This is a genomic window from Asprobacillus argus, from assembly GCF_032248395.1.
GTDB lineage: Bacteria > Bacteroidota > Bacteroidia > Flavobacteriales > Flavobacteriaceae > Polaribacter > Polaribacter argus.
The window spans coordinates 297599-317496 of record NZ_JAVTTO010000004.1; the positions used below are offsets into that span (position 1 = coordinate 297599).

Here is a 19898-nt window from a genome sequence, read left to right on the forward strand (position 1 = left end):
AATAAGAGTGTTTAGTTACTTTTTTTCAATGATTTAGTGAAGGTTGCATAAAAAAATGTATTTTGCATCATAACTTAACTTTAAACCAAATGTTTATGAAAAAAATTACATTTTTAACTTTATTATTCACCTTACTTTTCTCTTCCATAGGATATAGTCAATATCTTACTGAAGGATTTGAAAGCGGCACCTCTTTCCCAGCTGGTTGGACGGTGACCCAGGTGAATGCAAGTGAGACCTGGAAAGTAGGTACGACTGCTTCTGCAGCACATACAGGTTCGAATTATGGTCTTGTTGAATATGACGCTGCTTTAGGTGCACAAGATGAAACATTGACGAGTCCATCTTTTGATTTAACGTCGGCAACGAACCCTAGACTTATTTTTTGGTGGAATGCTAGTTACCATTGGAGTGTTTCTCCTAATGATAATTATAATTTTACTGTAAGTATAGATGATGGAACAACCGTTACGCAAGTATTTACTGAAACGGACGAAACAGAATTTGATAGTACAGATGATAATTTTGTATGGTTTGAAAGAATCGTAGACTTATCATCTTATGTAGGAAAAAGTGATGTGAAAGTACTTTTCAATTATTCGGGAACAGATGGAGCTAGCTTGTCATTAGATGATGTACTTGTCGAAGAAACACCTACTTGTCCTGACCCATCAGCTTTAACAGCAACCAATATCACAAATAATTCTGTTGATATTGGATGGACAGTTGGGAATACAGAAACCGCTTGGGAATATGTAGTTCAAGCTGAAGGAACAGGAACACCTGCTGGAGCAGGAACAGCTACTGCGGCGAATCCTACAAGTGTAGGATCATTAACTGCAAATACAGCATATGAATTTTATGTAAGAGCAGACTGTACGGGTGGAGACTACAGTAATTGGGTAGGTCCCTTTAATTTTAGAACAGATTGTGACGCGTTAATGGCTCCTTATTCTCAAGACTTTGAGAATGCTGGAGATATTCCTAATTGTTGGACCATGAGCGGATCTGAGGATTGGAATTTCAGTGATTCTTTTTCAGGAAACCACCTAGGAAATAATGGTACTATAGGTAATACATCTTCTTCTGGAGGTTATTTTGCCTGGGTAGATGATTCTGGAGATCATAATACAGGAACTACTTTAGAAACACCATTTGTTGATGTAAGCGGTTTAACGACACCAACGTTGACATTTTACTTGCTAAGTCATAATGAAGGAAATACGAATGTAGATTTTTCTGTAGATGTCTATGATGGAGCATCATGGAATGCAGATGTGTTTACAAGTAATACCAATACAGCTGATTGGGAAGAAAAAATAGTAGATCTCTCTGGACTTACCATTTCAGGTCCAATTAAAGTTAGATTTATAGTAGATGAAAATAATGGAACAGATTTTTATGACGATGTTGCTATTGACGATGTCCAAATAAAAGAAGCTCCATCATGTTCAAAACCAACTGCTTTAACTGCAAGCAGTGTTACAGACACTACAGTTGATATTGGGTGGACTAATGGTGGTTCAGAAACAGCTTGGGAATATGTAGTGCAAGCTGCAGGAACAGGAGTGCCTGGTGGAGCAGGTACGGCAACAGCTTCTAACCCTACAAGTGTAAGTTCGTTAACCGCGAATACTGCTTATGAATTTTATGTAAGAGCGGATTGTACTGGTGGAGATTATAGTGACTGGGTAGGTCCATTTAACTTTATGACAGAGTGTACCGCTGAGACTGCACCTTATTCTCAAGATTTTGAGAATGCTGGAAGTATTCCCACATGTTGGTCTATGAGTGGTTCTGAAGACTGGAATTTTGACAATTCTGCTTCAGGTGAACATATTGGAAACAATGGAACCATTGGAAATACTTCTGCCTCTGGAGGATACTTTGCGTGGGTAGATGATTCTGGTGGACATAGCACTGGAACTACTTTGCAAACACCTCTTATTGATGTAAGTGGATTAACCACTCCAACACTGACTTTTTACTTATTAAGTAATAACGAAGGAAATACAAATGTAGATTTTTCCGTAGATGTATATGATGGAGCTACGTGGAATATAGGCGTATTTACTAGTAATACAAACACAGCAGATTGGGAACAAAAAACAGTTGATCTATCTGGATTAACGATCACAGGACCTATCCAAATTAGGTTTATAGTAGATGAAAACAATGGAACAGATTTTTATGATGACGTAGCCATTGATGACGTTGAGGTAAAAGAAGCTCCAACATGTCCAAACCCATCTAATTTAATGGCAGGTAACCTAACAGGAACTTCTGCTGATATCAGTTGGGACGCAGGAGGTTCGGAAACAGCATGGGAATATGTTGTTCAGGCTGCAGGTACTGGTACTCCAGGCGGAGCAGGCACAGCTGCAAATGCTACTACAGCAAATGTTACAGGGTTAACTGCAGATACAGCGTATGAATTTTATGTAAGAGCAGATTGTACAGGTGGTGATTTTAGTGATTGGGTTGGTCCATTAAGTTTCCAAACTCCAATAGTACCAGATAATTTAAATGACTTTACAGCGTTTCCAGGTGATGGATGGTCGGAAGCATCAGGAGCATTTATGTCACCTTCAGGTAGTACATCGAGCTGGGCTCAAGATGATTTTGGAAATGATACTGGTAGTTCGAATGGAGAATCGGCAAGAGTTAATATTTATGGAACGGGAACAGATGAATACTTAATTTCACCTTCCTATGATTTAAGTGGAAGCACATACTATTTAAATTTTGATTTAGCGTTAACTGAATATAACAACTCTAATGCGGCCACTTTGGGAGCTGATGATTATTTAGCGTTATTAGTTACTCAGGATGGTACAACATGGACAGAATTGGCAAGATGGGATTCTGGTAGTTCAATTAGTAATACTGGTCAGGCTGTTACGGAAATAGTACTTTCTGGTTACGGAGCGAATGTGAAGTTTGCATTATATGCTTTCTCTGATACTTCGAATGAAGATAATGACCTATTTATTGATAATTTCCAGATTACAGGAAGTACTTTAGGTGTTGTGAGAAATACTATTGATAATTTTGTATTGTTCCCTAGAGCAGTAAAAGATCAATTATCTTTTAGTTCTCCCGATAAAGTAGATCGAATTACCATTTATAATGTAATGGGACAGGAAATCTACTCTAGACGCCCTAATCTTTCTAGTGGAAACTTAGATTTATCTAGTTTGTCAAGTGGAATGTATATTGTAAAAGTAAAAGTTGGAAATAACTTGGGAAGCTATAAAATAGTAAAAGAGTAACTTATTACTTAGAATAAATATAAAAACGCAAACCGTAAGGTTTGCGTTTTTTGTTTGCATGCATTTTTGTACTTTTCCTACTTGAAATTGAATTTCTCCATAATCATACCTGTGTATAATCGCCCTCAAGAGATTGAGGAACTACTGTATAGTCTTATCAGGCAAGAAGCTACTCTTAATTTTGAAGTAGTTATTGTTGAAGATGGATCTTCCGAGACATGCCAACATATTGTAGAAAAATATAAAAGCAAGTTGTCATTGCAGTATTTCTTCAAAGAAAATTCTGGCCCCGGAGCAAGTCGTAATTATGGCATGGAAAGAGCTAAAGGCAATTATTTTATTATTTTGGATTCTGATGTGATACTTCCAGAACACTATATGAGTGTAGTCTCTTCCCAGTTAGAGGAAAAGTTTACAGATGGATTCGGCGGACCGGATGCAGCGCATAAAGACTTTACACCACTACAAAAAGCTATCAATTATGCCATGACCTCATTGCTAACCACGGGAGGAATACGTGGTAAGAAAAAGGGGGTAGGGAAGTTTCAACCGAGAAGTTTTAATATGGGAATTTCGAAGACGGCATTTCAAAGAACAAATGGATTTTCCGATATGCGTGCTGGAGAAGATATCGACTTTACATTTAGAATGTGGGAGGCAGGTTTCGAAACACAATTAATAGCAAAAGCATTTGTGTATCATAAGAGAAGAAATACTATAGGAAGTTTCTTTAAGCAAACTTTTGCCTTTGGAACAGCAAGACCGATATTAAATAGAAAGTATCCTGAAACTAGAAAATTAACCTATTGGTTTCCAAGCCTTTTTGCACTTGGATTCGACCTGTCTATACTACTGTTATTTTTTGGGCATTGGTATCTAATCGCTTTTTTCGCAGTATACTTAACAGCTATTTTTGCTGACGCCACAGTGGAAAATAAAAGTATTAGGGTTGGTTTTTTGAGTGTGGTTACTTCGCTAACCCAATTTTTTGGATACGGGTTGGGTTTTTTAGAGTCCTTACTTTTTTCCAAAACCAAAGGCGTTTAAATGTTTTATTCTGAGATTTTTTGTGGTTAAAGAATCGACATTGGTTCTAAAGAAAACAGTCTTACGTTCTCCTGGTAGAACATCGAAAAAATTATCAGACAATGTTCCTTCAACATTGGGTATAATAAACACATCTTTAAGTAAATTAAATCCAAAAATTGAAATGTTAAACCCATCACGAGTTTTCAAAATATTGGTTGAAAATGCACTAATTGGTAATGCTAAATGTTTCGGAGCAGAAAAATAAAAATTGGAATACTTCTTTTTGAAAGAAGTCTTCATAACTGCGTTACTCTTATTAAACTGTAAAGAGTCCAAGGATAGTTCAAAAACCTTTTTACTCACATTTGAATCAATAGTAATATGCTCTTTATATAACCACAGTGACCGCCCTTCAAAATCAATAATACGAATGGACAAAGTATCCGAATAGGATTCTAGAGAGTCATTTATAATATGTGTAGATACGACGTTGTCTTTTCTATGCGATGAAATTAAAAGATTGTCAAAACTCTTTTTAGCCTTGTAATGCAAGGCTTTCCAATTCCCAAAATAGTCAATACTAGACCATGAGATAGCAGGCCAGCAGTCATTTAGTTGCCAATACAGAGTTCCCATGTTATAGGGTTTTGCTCTTCTGTGAGCTTCGATTCCTTTAGTGATCCCTCTTGCTTGTACTAATTGACTCATATATACATAATCTTCATCTTTTGTTGGAACAGGATAATCTCGTTCCATATATTCACGAATCAATTGGAAGCCGCGACTATGTTTCTGATGGGATTGTATGGCATCCATATGAATGTTAACCGAATCCTCTTGATTAATATAATTTAGAGTTTCGAAACTTGGAAAGGACTGAAACCCAAATTCACTCATAAAACGAGGTACGTTCTTTTCAAAGTGCTCAAAAGGATAGCCATCGTGCCAAACCCACCAGTCATGTGCATCTCCTTCGGTTTTGTATAATGTATTTCCTCTGCCATATTTCGGAGAGCTTTCCCAGTAGGGAGTCTGACTAAAATTCTTTACGGTATTTGGAAGAATGCTATCAAAGACTTTTAGGTAATTCCTCCAAATTTCATTTTTTTCTGCTTCAGACCTTCCACTTTGCCATCCCCAACGATGCCACCCTTCGGAATTTTCATTATTTCCAGCCCACAATGCAACACTTGCATGATTTCGTAATCGTTTTACTTGTTGAGTAGCTTCTTCTTTTACATTCTCTAAGAAATTAGTATCACCAGGATACATAGCACAGGCGAACATAAAATCTTGCCAAACTAAAATCCCCTTTTCATCACATAGATCATAGAAAATATCATTCTCATAGATGCCACCACCCCAAACTCTCAGCATATTCATATTCGCATCCACAACATCACTTAATAATTTTTCATAATGTGCATCAGTCACTTTATTCTGAAAACTGTTTTGAGGAATGTAGTTTGCTCCTTTAGCATATACTGGAACATTATTTATTTTAAAGTAGAAGGATTCTCCAATAGAGTCTTTTTCTGCCATTAATTCAATATCTCTAATGCCGTGTTTTAATCTCTTCTTGTCTACAATTTTACCATCAACTACAAGTTTAATATAAACATCGTATAAATAAGGTTCTCCTAAATTATGTGGCCACCAAAATTTTGGGTTTTTTATTTTTATAGGAATAGCATAATCAAAAGTTTTTCCTTGCAAGCCGATTTCTTTTTTATAAATGGTATCATTTATTTCTATCTGAATTTTAGCACTTTTCTTTAATGAGCTTTCTATTTTTATATCAGCAAAAAATTCAGCTTTTTCTTCTGAATAATTGGTTTGTTGTAAGTAAACCTCTTTAATTAGAGTATCATCCCAAGCCTTTAAAGAAATCTCTTTCCAAATTCCAGAAGTATTTAATTTTGGCCCCCAATCCCAACCATATTGAAATTGTGCTTTACGGGTAAAAATTCGATGACCTTCTGGAAGTTCGTAGCCTAGTTTTTTCTTTTCACTTTCTTCAGTAATAGAGGTGCTTTCGAATTGTACTCGCAACTCATTCTCTCTTTTTAAAATTGATTTTACGGGAACTACATACTTTCTAAAAGCATTCTTGAATGATAGAATTAAACGGTCATTTAAATATACTTTTGCATAGGTGTCTAAACCTTCAAAATTAAGTTCGATGTGTTTTTTCTGTAGCGTTTTTTTATCAACGTTAAATGTAGTTTTATACACCCAAGACGAATCAGAAACCCACTGTACTTTTTCTTCATTGGTTTTTATAAAAGGATCTTCAATCAAATTATGATCTAACAAATCTGTAAATACATTTCCCGGAACTGTTGCAGAGCGCCAATCAGTTGTGTTTTTTGATTTGAAAAACCAATTAGAATTAATTTTTTGAACAATTGGCAATTGCTCTTTTGGTTGGCAACCCAGAATGAAAAGTACTCCCAAAAGCACATAAAATCGATTAGGCATTGGTTACAATATTTAGAATTTTTTCAATATTCTCTGCATCGGAATGGGTGAGTGAGGTATCACTTAATAATTTGGGACTGTTCATAGAGATTTTTGGAGTGGTTATAGTTTGTACCTGCTTGGAAGCCGATAAATGAATTTCAGCAAAACCACTCTCCCTAAACAATGTTGCGTTCTGTATGTTGATTCCTCCTCCTGGAAGAATCGTTAATGATGTGCTACTTTGTAATTCTTTCAATAGAGAAAGACCTTTTTCGGCAGATGTTTCCTGACCAGAAGTAAGTACTCTATGAACACCTGCTTTTTCCAATTGTTTAGCAGACTCTAAAGGATTCTTAACCCAATCAAAAGCTCTGTGAAATGTGAATTGCATAGGTTTTGAATGTTCAACTAGTTTTTTTGTTCTTTCCAGATCAATAGTATTGTCAACATGTAAAACCCCTGAAACAATACCGGCACAGCCTAATTCTTTGCAAAGCGTAATATTCTCTTTCATGATCCGAAACTCTTCGTTTGAGTAGGTGAAATCACCGCTTCTTGGCCTAATCAATACAAATACAGGAATGGAAAGAGTTTCAACAACTTTTTTGATAAGCCCATAAGAAGGAGTAACACCTCCCACAGCTAACTCAGCACATAATTCAATACGATGAGCTCCTGCTTTTTGTGCAATGACGGCTGACTGATATGAATTGGTACAAATTTCTACAAGCATACTTATTCAATTATGATCTCATCAATAAAAGTCCAGGCTTTATGTCCAGCTCCCTGCTTCCCCGCTGGAATTTCACCATAATTAGGCACGGTAATTCGTAATCTTCTTGCTCGTATATTAGTTAAGTTCACCTTAAAGTTCACAAGTAAAGAGTCGTTAGGTTTAAAAAAATTGTCAAAAGAAATTTCTTTACCATTACCCATATCAAAATAAAGGTTGATCTTTTTCGGAGCATAGATCCATTGTCCATTGCCATTATGAAATCTTGTGGCTACCGAGTTTATCGTTTTGAATTCTCCAAGATCGATCATAATAACAACATCTTCACCTGAAAAACCAAGCCATTCTTTATCCCCATATCGTTTGTCGCTGCCTGAAACACCATTTATTAAAGCTTCTTTTCCTCCAGCACTATACGTTTTATGTGGTTCTTTACTCAGCAAAACATTTTTCCCAAATGCCTTGTGAGCGTTTATTCTTTGTTCGAATACTTGACTTAAATCTTCATTGTTTTTTCCTTTTACAACCGCTTTTATTATCATCGAAGCAGTTATGGGAATAGGTCCATTGTATAACCTTGCTGGCGGTAAACTATCTGTGCTGTAATAGATAGGACTGTCTTTTGAAGTCGTATTCAGTTCATAGTACATTTTTCCTTCTATACTCTTGGTTGTTCCTGATATTTCATACAGATGATTGGCATAATTTACATTCAAAAGATCTAATCTTTTTTGAAAACTTTCTAAACGTCTAGTGAAATCTGCATAATCCATATTCTTAGGAGATGACCAAACAACTTCACTTAGTGCAACCGCTCTTGGAAAGGCCATATATTCAACCTTTTTTTCGTTAGGCATGTATTCGGTCCAGACATTTCCCTGTGCTCCTAGAACATGTTTTGATTCACTATCATTCAGTTCTTCTGGAATCGGGTTAAAGGAATACACCTTTTCTAACGGCAAGAACCCTCCAATAGCTAATGGTTCATTTTCGCCATCGGATTGGTAATAATCAAAATAACAATGTGAAGTGGGAGTCAAAATTACATCATGTCCCTCTTTAGCAGCTTGTACTGCACCGTTAACTCCTCTCCAGGACATAACAGTAGCATTAGGAGCTAGGCCCCCTTCTAAGATCTCATCCCAACCGATAATCTGTTTTCCTTTTGAGTTGATGTACTTTTCCATACGCTGAATAAAGTAGCTCTGTAAACCATGTTCATCTTTAAGATTTTCCTTTTGAATAAGTTGCTGACAATGGTTACAATTCTTCCAACGTGTTTTTGGAGCTTCATCCCCTCCAATATGTATATATTTTCCAGGAAACAATGCAACTACTTCATCAATAACATCTTCCAAAAATTTGAAAGTTGATTCTTTTGGGCAATATACTTCTTCAAAAACACCCCATTTGGTAGCTACCGCTACTTTTTTATTGGTACAACCTAGCTCAGGATATGCGGCAATAGCGGCTTGAGAATGGCCAGGCATCTCTATTTCAGGAATAATGGTAACTTGTCTTTGTTGCGCGTATGCTATAATATCTTTGATCTCTTCTTGTGTATAATAACCCCCATAGGGTTTCCCATCAAACTGATGTGGTTGATCACTATAATGACCTAACAATGTTTCTTTTCTATATGCTGCAACTTCTTGCAGTTTTGGATATTTTTTGATCTCTATACGCCATCCTTGATCCTCTGTTAAATGCCAGTGGAATGTGTTCATTTTTAGCATAGCCATTAAATCAATATATTTTTTGATAAAATCCACTGGATACATATGACGCCCCACATCTAAGTGCATACCCCTATATGTAAATCGAGGTTCGTCTTTAATTTTTGTACATGGAATAGTGATAGACTTCTCTTTTGTTTTGGCAGGCATTAGTTGAAGCAAGCTTTGCACGGCATAAAAAGCACCTTTTTCAGTCTTTGACTCGATCAGAATTTTCAGCGGAGTTACAGTAAGTGTGTACCCTTCCTCGTTTTCGATGCTGTTGTTAATTTGAAAGTAAATACTCTTATCTTCTTTTGTATTGGAAAACATCAGCTTATATGTATTTTTCAAATAAGATTCAAAGTAATTTGAGACGAGACTCAGTTTGTTTTCAGAAACTAAATTTACACTACCATCCAATATAAAATGACCTTTCGCCATGACCTGTTCTAAGGGTGCTGGGATAATGTTTGATTGTTGTGGAATCGGTTTTTCTGAACAGCTTGCTAATAAAAAAAGGATAAACAATTTTAGAAGGGTTCTGCGTGTCATTTTTAGTATCTTAGGACCATAAATGTAAGCAAAGCCTTTCAATGAAGTCATATCAATTTCTGATTTTTGCAGTACTACTATTTCTTAGCAGCTGTAAACTACCTGTCTCTAAAGCGGAAAAAAGTAAGCCACTAATTAGCTATGTTGATCCATTTATAGGAACTGGAGGGCATGGACATACGTATCCAGGCGCGACAAGACCTTTCGGAATGATGCAGCTAAGTCCTGATACCAGATTAGATGGTTGGGATGGATGTTCAGGATATCATTATTCGGATAGTCATATGTATGGATTTTCGCATACACACCTAAGTGGAACAGGAGTCTCGGATTATGGGGATATTTTATTGATGCCAACGAACGAAGTTGTATTCAACAATGGAGCTGATGGAAAAAAAGGATATAGATCTCATTTTTCTCATGAGAATGAAGTTGCTGAACCAGGCTATTACAAAGTTTTTTTAGACGATACCAAGACAGAAGTTGAGTTGACCGTTTCAGAAAGAAGTGGAAAACACAAGTATACTTTTCAGGAAGGAGCAAAGCAAATAGTAATTTTGGATTTAGTGCATCGTGATGAAGTACTCGATGCCAAAATTGTTTTAGAATCAAATACGCAGATCTATGGATATAGGCACTCCAAAGCCTGGGCGCAAGATCAACGATTGTATTACGATATGATCTTCTCAAAACCATATACTAAAGTCACTTTCTTAGATGATAACAAAGAGGGTGAAAATGTAAAAGCAGCTTTTGAGTTTGATGCATCTACTGGAAATATTTTAGAAGTAACAATAGGGATTTCAGCCGTGGATGAAGATGGTGCTTTACACAATTGGCAACTGGAAATAGGAGACAAGTCTTTTGAAGAACTTAAAACGGAGGTGCAAGGAGTATGGGAAAAACAGTTAGAAAAGATTATTGTAGAGAGTGATAACGAAGTATATAAAACAAACTTTTATACATCATTATACCACACTATGATTGCACCTAATGTGTATAGCGATGTAGATGGAAGATATCGAGGAATGGATCTCAAGGTACATCAAGCTAAAGACTATCAATATTATACGGTGTTTTCATTATGGGATACCTATCGAGCGGCACACCCCTTATACACGATCATTGAGCAAGAACGAACGAACCATTTTATCAAAACCTTTATCGCTAAATATAAAGAAGGAGGCATTATGCCGATTTGGGATCTTTCCGCTAATTATACAGGCTGTATGATTGGATATCATGCGGTTCCTGTAATAGCCGATGCCTATTTAAAAGGTATCAAGGATTATGATGTTAACAAGGCTTTTGAAGCAATGAAACATTCTGCAAACCAAGATAAATTAGGTTTGAAATTTTATAAAGAGTTTGGTTATATCCCTGTAGAAAAAGAATCAGAATCTGTATCTAAAACATTAGAATATGCGTATGACGATTGGAGTATCGCGCAAATGGCAAAATCCTTAGGGAAAGAAGAAGATTATAAAACCTTTTTAGAAAGAGGGCAATATTATAAGAATAGCTATGATCCGGAGAGTATGTTCATGAGAGGTAGATTTAGAAATTCATGGTTTGCTCCTTTTGATCCTTATGAAGTAAACTTTAATTACACTGAGGCAAATTCGTGGCAATATAGTTTTTATGCGCCTCAAGATATTTCTGGATTGATGAAACTGATGGGAGGAAAGGAACAATTAGAATCACAATTGGATAAATTGTTTGGAGCAAAGAAGGAAACCTCAGGTAGGAACCAAGCAGACATTACTGGATTGATAGGTCAGTATGCGCATGGAAATGAGCCAAGCCATCATATGGCCTATATGTACAATTTCGTGAACAAACCACATAAAACCCAAGAGAAAGTACACCAGATTTTAACCGAGTTATATAAGGACACACCCGATGGTATTTCTGGAAATGAAGATTGTGGTCAAATGAGCGCCTGGTATGTGCTTAGCTCACTAGGTTTTTACTCGGTGACTCCTGCTTCAAATCAATACATTATTGGAACGCCACTATTCAAAAAAGCAACGATTAACCTAGAAAATGGAAATGCATTTACGATTTTAGCAGACTCTGTGTCAGAAAGCAACAAATACATCAAGTCTGTTAAGCTGAATGGGAAGAAATATCCATATTCATATCTGAATCATGACGATATTATAAATGGGGTGAATTTAGCATTTGAAATGACAGATAAACCTACAGGTTGGGCAACAAAGGATAAACATATCCCAGTTACTGAAATAAAAGAACATCAGATCGTTCCCGCTCCGTTCATTGCTAATGGAGATATTGCATTCAAAGGTAGTACAAAAGTGACATTGCAATCCGTATCTAAGGAGTCTGAAATTTATTACACCCTTGGAAATGATTATATAAAATATGAACAGCCTTTTGAGATTTCAGAAAAGTCAATATTGAAAACTTATGCTAGCAAGGACGATAAAAAGAGTGCTGTCATCACGACAACTTTTTACAAGATCGATCCAAACGTTAAGATCGATTTAAAAACAAAATATGCGAATCAATACAATGCAGGAGGAGATAATGCTTTGATAGATGGAATAGTTGGAACAGAAGATTTTAGAACAGGAACTTGGCAAGGATACTGGGATGAAGATGTTGTGGCTATTGTAGATCTGGGGAAAAGTAAAAAAATGTCTTCGGTTGAAGTTAACTTCTTACGAGATCAACGAAGTTGGATATTCTTACCAACAAATGTTGAAATTTATCATTCTTTAGATGGGAAAAGATTTCAAAAGATTGAGGACTGGAAATCGCCGAAACCCCAGAATACGGATGAGGTGATGATTCAAACAGTGAAAACTCGACAAACAATTAATTCGAGATATATTAAAGTGGTAGCCAAAAAATTAGGAAAATTACCTGAATGGCATTTAGGATATAAACACGATGGAAGATCTTGGATCTTTATCGATGAAATTCAAATAAAGTAGGAATGAAACGTAGAAAGTTTTTAAAAAATGCATCGCTCACCGGAGTAGCTATAACCGTTGGAAACTCATTAGTAGCTTGTAAAGAAGAAGGTTCAAGTGTTGTTGTAACCACCGCAAAGAATGCTGTACGACCATTAGTAATTGCCACTTGGAATACTCCTAATGCTGTGGAAGCCGCGGCGGCTGTATTAAGCAAAGGAGGAACCGCATTGGACGCGGTAGAACAAGGCTGTAGAATTGAAGAGGCGAATGAAAAAGGACAATCTGTTGGTAAAGGAGGATTACCTGATAGAGATGGAAACGTAACCTTAGATGCTTGTATTATGAATGATAAAGGCAATTACGGAGCGGTAGTTTGTGTTCAAAATATTATGCATGTGATCTCTGTAGCTAGAAAAGTGATGGAGGAAACACCACATGTCCTACTTGCGGGAAAGGGTGCTGAGCAGTTCGCCGTTTCGCAAGGTTTTCAAAGAGAAGATCTGCTGACCGAAGCATCGAAAAAGGCTTGGGAAAAATGGAAGGTAAAATCAGAATACAAACCCATTATCAATATAGAAAATCACGATACCATTGGAATGTTAGCAATCGATAAAGATGGTAATATTTCTGGAGCATGTACCACAAGTGGTCTGGCGTATAAAATGGCAGGTAGAGTAGGAGACTCCCCAATCATTGGCTCCGGATTATTCATTGATAATGAAATTGGTGGTGCCACTGCAACTGGTCTTGGTGAAGAGGTACTCAAAACTGTTGGAAGTTTTTTAATTGTTGAGTTAATGAGACAAGGGAAAACGCCTCAGCAAGCTTGTGAAGAAGCTATTGGAAGAATTGTGAACAAACCAAATAGGAATTATAAGAATTTCCAGGTAGGATATATTGCGGTGAACAAGCAAGGAGAATATGGTGCATACTCCATTCATGAGTGGTTCAGTTATAACTTATATAAAGACAAAGAAAATAAAAACTACAAATCAGATTTCTATAACAAAGCCTAATTATGACCCAACAAAATAAATCACTTAAAACGGCATTTATTTTTATTACCTCATTGTTTTTTCTTTGGGGATTTATTACCGTGTTGGTAGATCCGTTAATTCCAAGATTAAAAGAGGTTTTTGAACTTACTAATTTTCAATCGGGATTAATTCAATTATCATTTTTTGGAGCCTATTTTTTGTTGTCGATACCGGCAGGACTTATTTTATCCAAAATAGGATACAAAAGAGGAATCATTTTGGGCTTGATGGTTATGGCTGCAGGTTGTTTATTGTTTTATCCCGCAGCAGAGTCAAGAGTTTATATTGTTTTCCTCTTAGCGGTATTTGTCTTAGCCAGCGGTATGACCATATTGCAAGTAGCTGCTAATCCTTATGTGGCTGCTTTAGGGTCAGAAGAAGGAGCATCTAGTCGTTTGAATTTAGCTCAAGCGTTTAATTCATTAGGAACTGCTGTTGCTCCAGCTGTTGGAGCTATGTTGATCCTGAGTGATAAAGTATTGTCAACGGAAGAGATCGAAATATTAAACGAACCAGCTAAAGAAGCATATTATACTTCTGAGGCGTCCGCGGTGCAAAGTCCATTCTTAGGAATCGCAGGGTTTATTGTGGTATTGGCGTCATTATTTTTATTTGTAAAACTTCCAAAGCTATTACAAAAAGCACCTAAAGGCGGGTATGGAACACTATTAAAAAACCGTTCGTTGATGATGGGGGCTGTTGGAATATTCGTATACGTGGGTGCAGAAGTAGCAATTGGTAGTTACCTGGTGAACTATTTTGATAAAATGGGATTGGCAGACGCTATAAAGAACAGTGAGATGATGCGAAGTATTTCGGAAACCATTCTTGGAAAATCTGTGGCAGATATTAGTAACCTGGCCATTGTTGGAGCTTTTGTTACTTTTTACTGGAGTGGAGCCATGATAGGTAGGTTTATAGGTGCTTATTTGACTAGAATACTAAAACCATCAAAAGTATTAAGTGCCTTCGCTATTGGTGCATTGCTTATGGTGATAATCTCCATGTCTACGACAGGATTTGTTGCCATGTGGAGTATCCTAGCTGTGGGATTATTTAATTCGATTATGTTCCCAACTATCTTTACGTTGGCTATTGATGGATTAGACGAATTAAAACCGCAAGCTTCAGGTATTTTATGTACCATGATTGTTGGAGGAGCTATTATTCCACCGCTATATGGAAAATTGACCGATCATTTTGGATTTAAAACGGCGTTTATTTTGGTACTACTGTGCTATGGTTATATTCTGTTTTATGGCAAAATTAGATCTTCGAAGATGGCGCACAGATAAGTATATTTTTTTGAAATATCGTATATATTAACTCGCAAAACATGAAATCTTTTTTAGATGTAAACTATCATTTTTTTACTGACGAGGGTGTGCAGAAAATTATTGCCCGGTTTAACGCCAATTTTGGGTACTTATTCCCAATGTCTAAAAAAGCCAGAGTTACTTCAATATTTCAAGCGAAAGAGGATAGCACAACGAAAATCAATGATGTAACATTTATTGCTAGAAAAGGTAGGGTATTGAAGAAATTTTCAATCCCTAATAGTTTTCATGCTCAAGTTGCTGGAATAGCACCAGATTACATTTTGATTCATGGTTTGCGATATGGCCTGTATAGCTTTTTCTTGAGAAAAAAATTAAAGGACGATTCCATAATTATTGTACAAGCACACGGATTTGCTGCCTCGCCCAAAGGCTTTAAAAAGTATTTATATAGATGGGCAGATTCGTTTATTGATGGTTACATATTCACAGGTAAGAAAAATGCTCAGGATTGGGTAGCAAATGATATTTTTGGAGAAGATAAAATATTTGAATGCATGGAAGGGTCTACGGATTTTTCCGTAGCAGATCCTAGGATTAAAGTTGATCAAAGTTATTTGTGGGTGGGAAGACTAGATAATAATAAAGATCCATTGACCATTCTGGATGCTTTCGAAGAACACTTGAGATCTAGCCCGGAAGCTTCTCTTACCATGGTATATAGTGAGGGTAAATTGTTGGAGAATGTGTCAAATAGAATTGAAAGTTCGAAATTATTACTAGATAAGGTCACATTGCTTGGTCAGGTTGATAAAGATAAGATGGAGGCTATATACCAAAAGCATCAGTTTTTTATTATTGGATCACATTACGAAGGTAGTGGTTATGCACTTTTGGAGTCTATGGCTTGCAAGTGCATTCCTATAATTAGCAGAATCCCATCTCATGAATTTATGACGAAGAATGGAACTTGTGCTTTTCTGTTTTCTCCAGGAAATAAGAATGAACTGGTACAGAAGTTATCTGAAGCTTCAAAAACGGACATAAGTTCGATGCAGGAAAAAGTAGCCGTTCAGTTTAAAAATAAATTATCTTTTGAAGCAATAGCAACTGATATTTACGAAGCTTTTAAGGTGTTATCTGAAAGAAGCGCATGAATTGTTTTTATCGTATCCTCCATTTTGAAATGATGAACTCTGGAGGTCGTTACTAGCGGATTTGTTAAAAGCTCTATAGTCTTTTCACTTAGCGCTGCTGTCTCATTTGCACAATAAAAATGTTGTATAGCATTTGATTCTTCTTCAATATTGAATGTACTTACAACATTACAGCCACTAAATAATGCTTCTTGCAATACCATAGGGTTTCCTTCAAAAATGGAGGTATGTAGAAATACAGATGTAGTATTCAACAGTTCTTTTACTTTTCGATTTGAGACGTATCCTAATAGTTCAATAGTGTTATGCAGTGATAACGTATTTATTTTTTTTTGAAGCTCTTCTTTTTCTTCCCCATCTCCACAAATAACAACTTTTAACTCAGGGATCTTTTTGTGAACTTGGGAAATAACGTCAATGAATTTTGAATAGTTTTTTATAGGACCTAAATTCCCTACGCCTATAATATCTATTGTACGACTCTCTTTATTTAATTCGGGAAAATCGTTTTCATCAACACACACGTTCGCAATATGATTGGTATGTATTCGATGATTTTCAAATAGTAACCGCTGCTGATTTTTACTAATTGTTATAAGGTTTTCACCTTTGGGAGCGAGCCACTTTAGATACCAGTTGTTTCGTTTTACGTCTTGACCTTGCAACCAAGTTTTATGTGTAACTTTAAAACGCGATTTCAAAATATTACCAATGATCGCTGATGTTCCATACCAAAATGAAAGTACTCCAGTGTATCTATGCTTTTTATAAAGGCTTAAGGCTTTTCTCAGGCTTTTAAAAAATCTGACGAACGAAAATAGACCTTTGTTAAACCCACCACCCATTGCATATATCGTACTATTGTTGATCATGTATATGCCTTTTTCTAAAGGGTAGTTTATGGCAAGAATGTGTATTTCTATAGAAGGATATTTTTGAGAAAACTGCTCTGTAAATTGAAAAATGAAAGGAACAATGGTGTCTTCATCCTTTGACGAAGGAAAAAGAGGAGTAATGAATAGTAGTTTACCGTCCATGTTTTAATTGTTCTTTAGATCGAGATGTATGGTAGCTACATCTAGTAAAGCCTTATTATGTGAAACGGCTATAATTGTTAAGGATTCTTTCTCTACTAACTCCTTTAAATATTCCAGTACTTTTATTTCTAAAGCTGTATCTAGCTGATTTGTCGCTTCGTCTAGCAATAACAAATTCGGCTTCTGATACAACGCTCTAATAAGTGCTATGCGTTGCTTTTGACCTCCAGAAATTGTTTTGGAATCTAACATGAGCTCTGTATCTAGGCCCTTTTCTAACCCCTTGAACCACTGGTTTAAATCAAAAACCTCTAGCAATTTAAAAATGAAAGAAGTATCTATGTCTGTACTTTTCTTCATAACTATGTTCTCCAAAAGAGTTCCTTTAAATAGAAAAGGTTGTTGAGGAACGATCGAAACAAAATCAAAGAATGCTGTATTCTCTACGATTTGTGAATCTATTAGAACATTTCCTTTTGTCGGAGCAAGTACTCCTGTACACAAATGGAGTAATGTTGTCTTGCCAATGCCAGAAGGACCTGTTATGGCAACAAAATTTCCTTTTGAGATTTCCATTGAAAGATTATCAATAACCGGTGTGTTCTTATCGTAACTAAACGATACGTCCTGAAGACGTATACTTTTTAAGAAATGAGGTGTTTTCGAGGAGTTTTCTTTATTTGGATACAGATTATAACCAGATAAAATATCTACAGTATATCTATTTGATCTTATGTCTATAACTGAATTTACAATTTTATTAAAAGATGGAATAAATTTAATAATAGAGCTAATTAAAAACGAAAGGATAAACATGTTGATAAACTCCATACCATTAACCTGAACATATAGAATAATGATAGCGATCACCACAATGGCAAAGGTTTCAAAATATCTGATATTTGATTGTTTATAGATGCTTAATAATGAGAGTTGCTCGTTATGCTTGCCATTAGAACGTTTAAATTTATCTTCAAAGGCTTGTTCAGATTTTGCACTTTTAATTTGCAGAAAACCATTGAAAGCATTCATAATTTGATTTAACGATTCCTTATAGGTTTGAGAAATTTCATTGTTCAAAGAAGTTACTTTTTTGTTCCTGATCTTTAATATGATAAATGCTGTTAGTAGGATAAATGATATTGAAAAAAGTGTTGCTAAAGGTTGAAAGTAAAAACCCAATAGAATAAAAACAAAAACAATAAAGGCTTCCGATATTATATAGTATAAGGAAAGTAAAATGTATGTTCCGAATAGCATTGGTAATTGTTGAAAATCTCTTAATATACTTCCTTTGTCTTGTTGCACTTGCTCAATATAACTTCCTGAAAAATAGTTTTTCATTAACTGTTCAGAGATATCTGAAGCAATGCTATAAACAAACTTTGATTGTTTAAAGATGATCCTAGTTTGTATAAAATTTTTTAACGCATAGAAAAATACTAAAAAGAGTAGACTCCAAATAATGTGTGTAGTTGTTACTTGAATAGAAAAAGTATCCGATAAGAATTTAATACTCTCATTAGCATCAAATAATAACAACAAATATGGAGCTAATAAGGCTATTGAAATAAAATCCAAAATAGAGTTCAAAAGAGAGATCCCAAATACAAAGGGCAATTTCTTTCTCTTATTCTTAGGAATTAATAAAGCTATTTTAGTTAGAAATGATTTCAATATGCACGCTTTTTAGTAAATAGTATAGATATTAAAGCATAACCCATAATACGTAAATTTTTGTAAAAATGACGAAACCTGAGTTTAACAAGAAAATATAATCCATTCCCTAACAATGACCAGAGAAAATAAAGTTTAGATGAGAAACCAAAAATAGGAAGCTTTCGCACACAATGCAATAGTGCTTTAGTTCTATTGTAATATTGTTTTGAAGAAGCCAATCTGTTACTTGTCGTTTTATAATGTTTGTAGCAAACATCTTTTAAAATATGAATAGCACTTGTTTCTTTGTTAATTCTTATGGCCAGGTCGTAATTATCTCCTATCCCATGTTGCCCAAGTCGTTCATTATATGGAGTTTCTTTGAGTGTTTTTCCATGGAACATGGCACACCCTAAACCATAAATGGAAGCTTGTACTGTGCTATCAGAAAAATCACAAAGAATTGGCCAACCTGCTTTACTAATTGTATTGCCTTTGCGTAAATAATGAGATGTGAGTTTTTTAAAAAGAATGTTTTTCGAAGTTTTTTGACTAAGATCTGACCAAACAGATAACCCAAAAATATACTTATATAGCAATCCTAAAAATGAAATATCTTGATTGAATGGCAGCCAGTTGTGTTGAGCACTTTGTATGGTTTCCAATCCAGAAACAATTTTTACATCCTCATGCTCAAATAAATAAGAGGCTAATTTCTCAATATAGTTTTTTGGAAGAACAATATCATCATCGCATAGTTGAATAAATTTAGAAGATGCTAAAAAGATTCCTGTATTTCGTTGATGACACACTGAAGGTTGGCTAAATATTAGTTTAATCGGTAATTCAAATATTGATAAGCTTTCTTTTAGTACATACTCGTCATATCCTGCGGCAACTACAATGATCTCATTAGGAATCAATGTTTGCGAAGAAATACTTTCTAAAAGACGCAGTAGGTTTTTAGTTCTTTTATACGTGGGAATTACAACCGTTACAGATATGTTTTTTAAGTCCTTCAT

General features: G+C 35.5%; 12 protein-coding genes. 6 read left to right on the plus strand and 6 right to left on the minus strand.

Annotation, left to right across the window (positions count from 1 at the left end; genetic code table 11):
• Nucleotides 1-95 precede the first annotated feature (95 nt).
• Both RQM59_RS11660 and RQM59_RS11665 read left to right on the plus strand, forming a co-directional pair.
• On the plus strand, nt 96-3272 hold the full coding sequence (locus tag RQM59_RS11660; RefSeq protein ID WP_349242292.1) for a fibronectin type III domain-containing protein: 3177 nt from the start codon (nt 96-98) through the stop codon (nt 3270-3272).
• Nucleotides 3273-3353: 81 nt separating this feature from the next.
• A complete protein-coding gene (locus RQM59_RS11665; RefSeq protein ID WP_349242293.1) occupies nt 3354-4319 on the plus strand; it encodes a glycosyltransferase family 2 protein in 966 nt (321 codons plus the stop codon).
• Here RQM59_RS11665 and RQM59_RS11670 read toward each other — a convergent pair.
• The 3 genes from RQM59_RS11670 to RQM59_RS11680 are packed head-to-tail and all read right to left on the minus strand — an operon-like array spanning nt 4290 to nt 9767.
• Nucleotides 4290-6782 carry a beta-mannosidase gene (locus RQM59_RS11670; RefSeq protein ID WP_349242294.1) on the minus strand — a complete coding sequence of 831 codons (2493 nt, stop codon included), beginning with the start codon at nt 6780-6782 and terminating at the stop codon, nt 4290-4292. The genes RQM59_RS11665 and RQM59_RS11670 overlap by 30 nt on opposite strands.
• A complete protein-coding gene (locus RQM59_RS11675) occupies nt 6775-7497 on the minus strand; it encodes a copper homeostasis protein CutC (protein WP_349242295.1) in 723 nt (240 codons plus the stop codon). The genes RQM59_RS11670 and RQM59_RS11675 overlap by 8 nt, the downstream gene beginning before the upstream one ends.
• Before the next feature lie 2 nt (nt 7498-7499).
• Nucleotides 7500-9767, minus strand: a complete 2268-nt coding sequence (locus tag RQM59_RS11680; RefSeq protein ID WP_349242296.1) for a family 20 glycosylhydrolase — start codon at nt 9765-9767, stop codon at nt 7500-7502.
• A 41-nt stretch (nt 9768-9808) separates the two neighbouring features.
• On the opposite strand from RQM59_RS11680, the gene RQM59_RS11685 reads away from it, so the two are divergent.
• Genes RQM59_RS11685 through RQM59_RS11700 form a run of 4 tightly spaced genes read left to right on the plus strand, consistent with a single transcriptional unit; the run spans nt 9809 to nt 16180 of the window.
• A complete protein-coding gene (locus RQM59_RS11685) occupies nt 9809-12727 on the plus strand; it encodes a GH92 family glycosyl hydrolase (RefSeq protein WP_349242297.1) in 2919 nt (972 codons plus the stop codon).
• Between the two features lie 2 nt (nt 12728-12729).
• Nucleotides 12730-13725 (plus strand): glycosylasparaginase, encoded by a 996-nt coding sequence (locus tag RQM59_RS11690; RefSeq protein WP_349242298.1) that lies wholly within the window; start codon nt 12730-12732, stop codon nt 13723-13725.
• Between the two features lie 2 nt (nt 13726-13727).
• Nucleotides 13728-15041: an L-fucose:H+ symporter permease gene (gene fucP / locus RQM59_RS11695; RefSeq protein ID WP_349242299.1), complete on the plus strand. Its 1314-nt coding sequence runs from the start codon at nt 13728-13730 to the stop codon at nt 15039-15041.
• 41 nt (nt 15042-15082) lie between these two features.
• The gene (locus RQM59_RS11700; protein WP_349242300.1) at nt 15083-16180 is read left to right on the plus strand and encodes a glycosyltransferase family 4 protein; all 1098 of its coding nucleotides are present in this window, start codon (nt 15083-15085) and stop codon (nt 16178-16180) included.
• Here RQM59_RS11700 and RQM59_RS11705 read toward each other — a convergent pair.
• The 3 genes from RQM59_RS11705 to RQM59_RS11715 are packed head-to-tail and all read right to left on the minus strand — an operon-like array spanning nt 16141 to nt 19898.
• Nucleotides 16141-17217, minus strand: a complete 1077-nt coding sequence (locus RQM59_RS11705; protein WP_349242301.1) for a glycosyltransferase — start codon at nt 17215-17217, stop codon at nt 16141-16143. The genes RQM59_RS11700 and RQM59_RS11705 overlap by 40 nt on opposite strands.
• Nucleotides 17218-17220: 3 nt before the next feature.
• Complete coding sequence (locus RQM59_RS11710; protein ID WP_349242302.1) at nt 17221-18894, minus strand: ATP-binding cassette domain-containing protein; 1674 nt, start codon at nt 18892-18894, stop codon at nt 17221-17223.
• Nucleotides 18891-19898 (minus strand): glycosyltransferase family A protein, encoded by a 1008-nt coding sequence (locus RQM59_RS11715; RefSeq protein WP_349242303.1) that lies wholly within the window; start codon nt 19896-19898, stop codon nt 18891-18893. The genes RQM59_RS11710 and RQM59_RS11715 overlap by 4 nt, the downstream gene beginning before the upstream one ends.

Excerpts from the sequence above, each read along its gene's own strand:
- RQM59_RS11660 (WP_349242292.1), top strand. The coding sequence starts at position 96 with ATGAAAAAAATTACATTTTTAACTTTATTATTCACCTTACTTTTCTCT.
- RQM59_RS11670 (WP_349242294.1), bottom strand. The coding sequence starts at position 6,782 with ATGCCTAATCGATTTTATGTGCTTTTGGGAGTACTTTTCATTCTGGGT.
- RQM59_RS11675 (WP_349242295.1), bottom strand. The coding sequence starts at position 7,497 with ATGCTTGTAGAAATTTGTACCAATTCATATCAGTCAGCCGTCATTGCA.
- RQM59_RS11680 (WP_349242296.1), bottom strand. The coding sequence starts at position 9,767 with ATGACACGCAGAACCCTTCTAAAATTGTTTATCCTTTTTTTATTAGCA.
- RQM59_RS11685 (WP_349242297.1), top strand. The coding sequence starts at position 9,809 with ATGAAGTCATATCAATTTCTGATTTTTGCAGTACTACTATTTCTTAGC.
- RQM59_RS11690 (WP_349242298.1), top strand. The coding sequence starts at position 12,730 with ATGAAACGTAGAAAGTTTTTAAAAAATGCATCGCTCACCGGAGTAGCT.
- fucP (WP_349242299.1), top strand. The coding sequence starts at position 13,728 with ATGACCCAACAAAATAAATCACTTAAAACGGCATTTATTTTTATTACC.
- RQM59_RS11700 (WP_349242300.1), top strand. The coding sequence starts at position 15,083 with ATGAAATCTTTTTTAGATGTAAACTATCATTTTTTTACTGACGAGGGT.
- RQM59_RS11705 (WP_349242301.1), bottom strand. The coding sequence starts at position 17,217 with ATGGACGGTAAACTACTATTCATTACTCCTCTTTTTCCTTCGTCAAAG.
- RQM59_RS11715 (WP_349242303.1), bottom strand. The coding sequence starts at position 19,898 with ATGAAGGACTTAAAAAACATATCTGTAACGGTTGTAATTCCCACGTAT.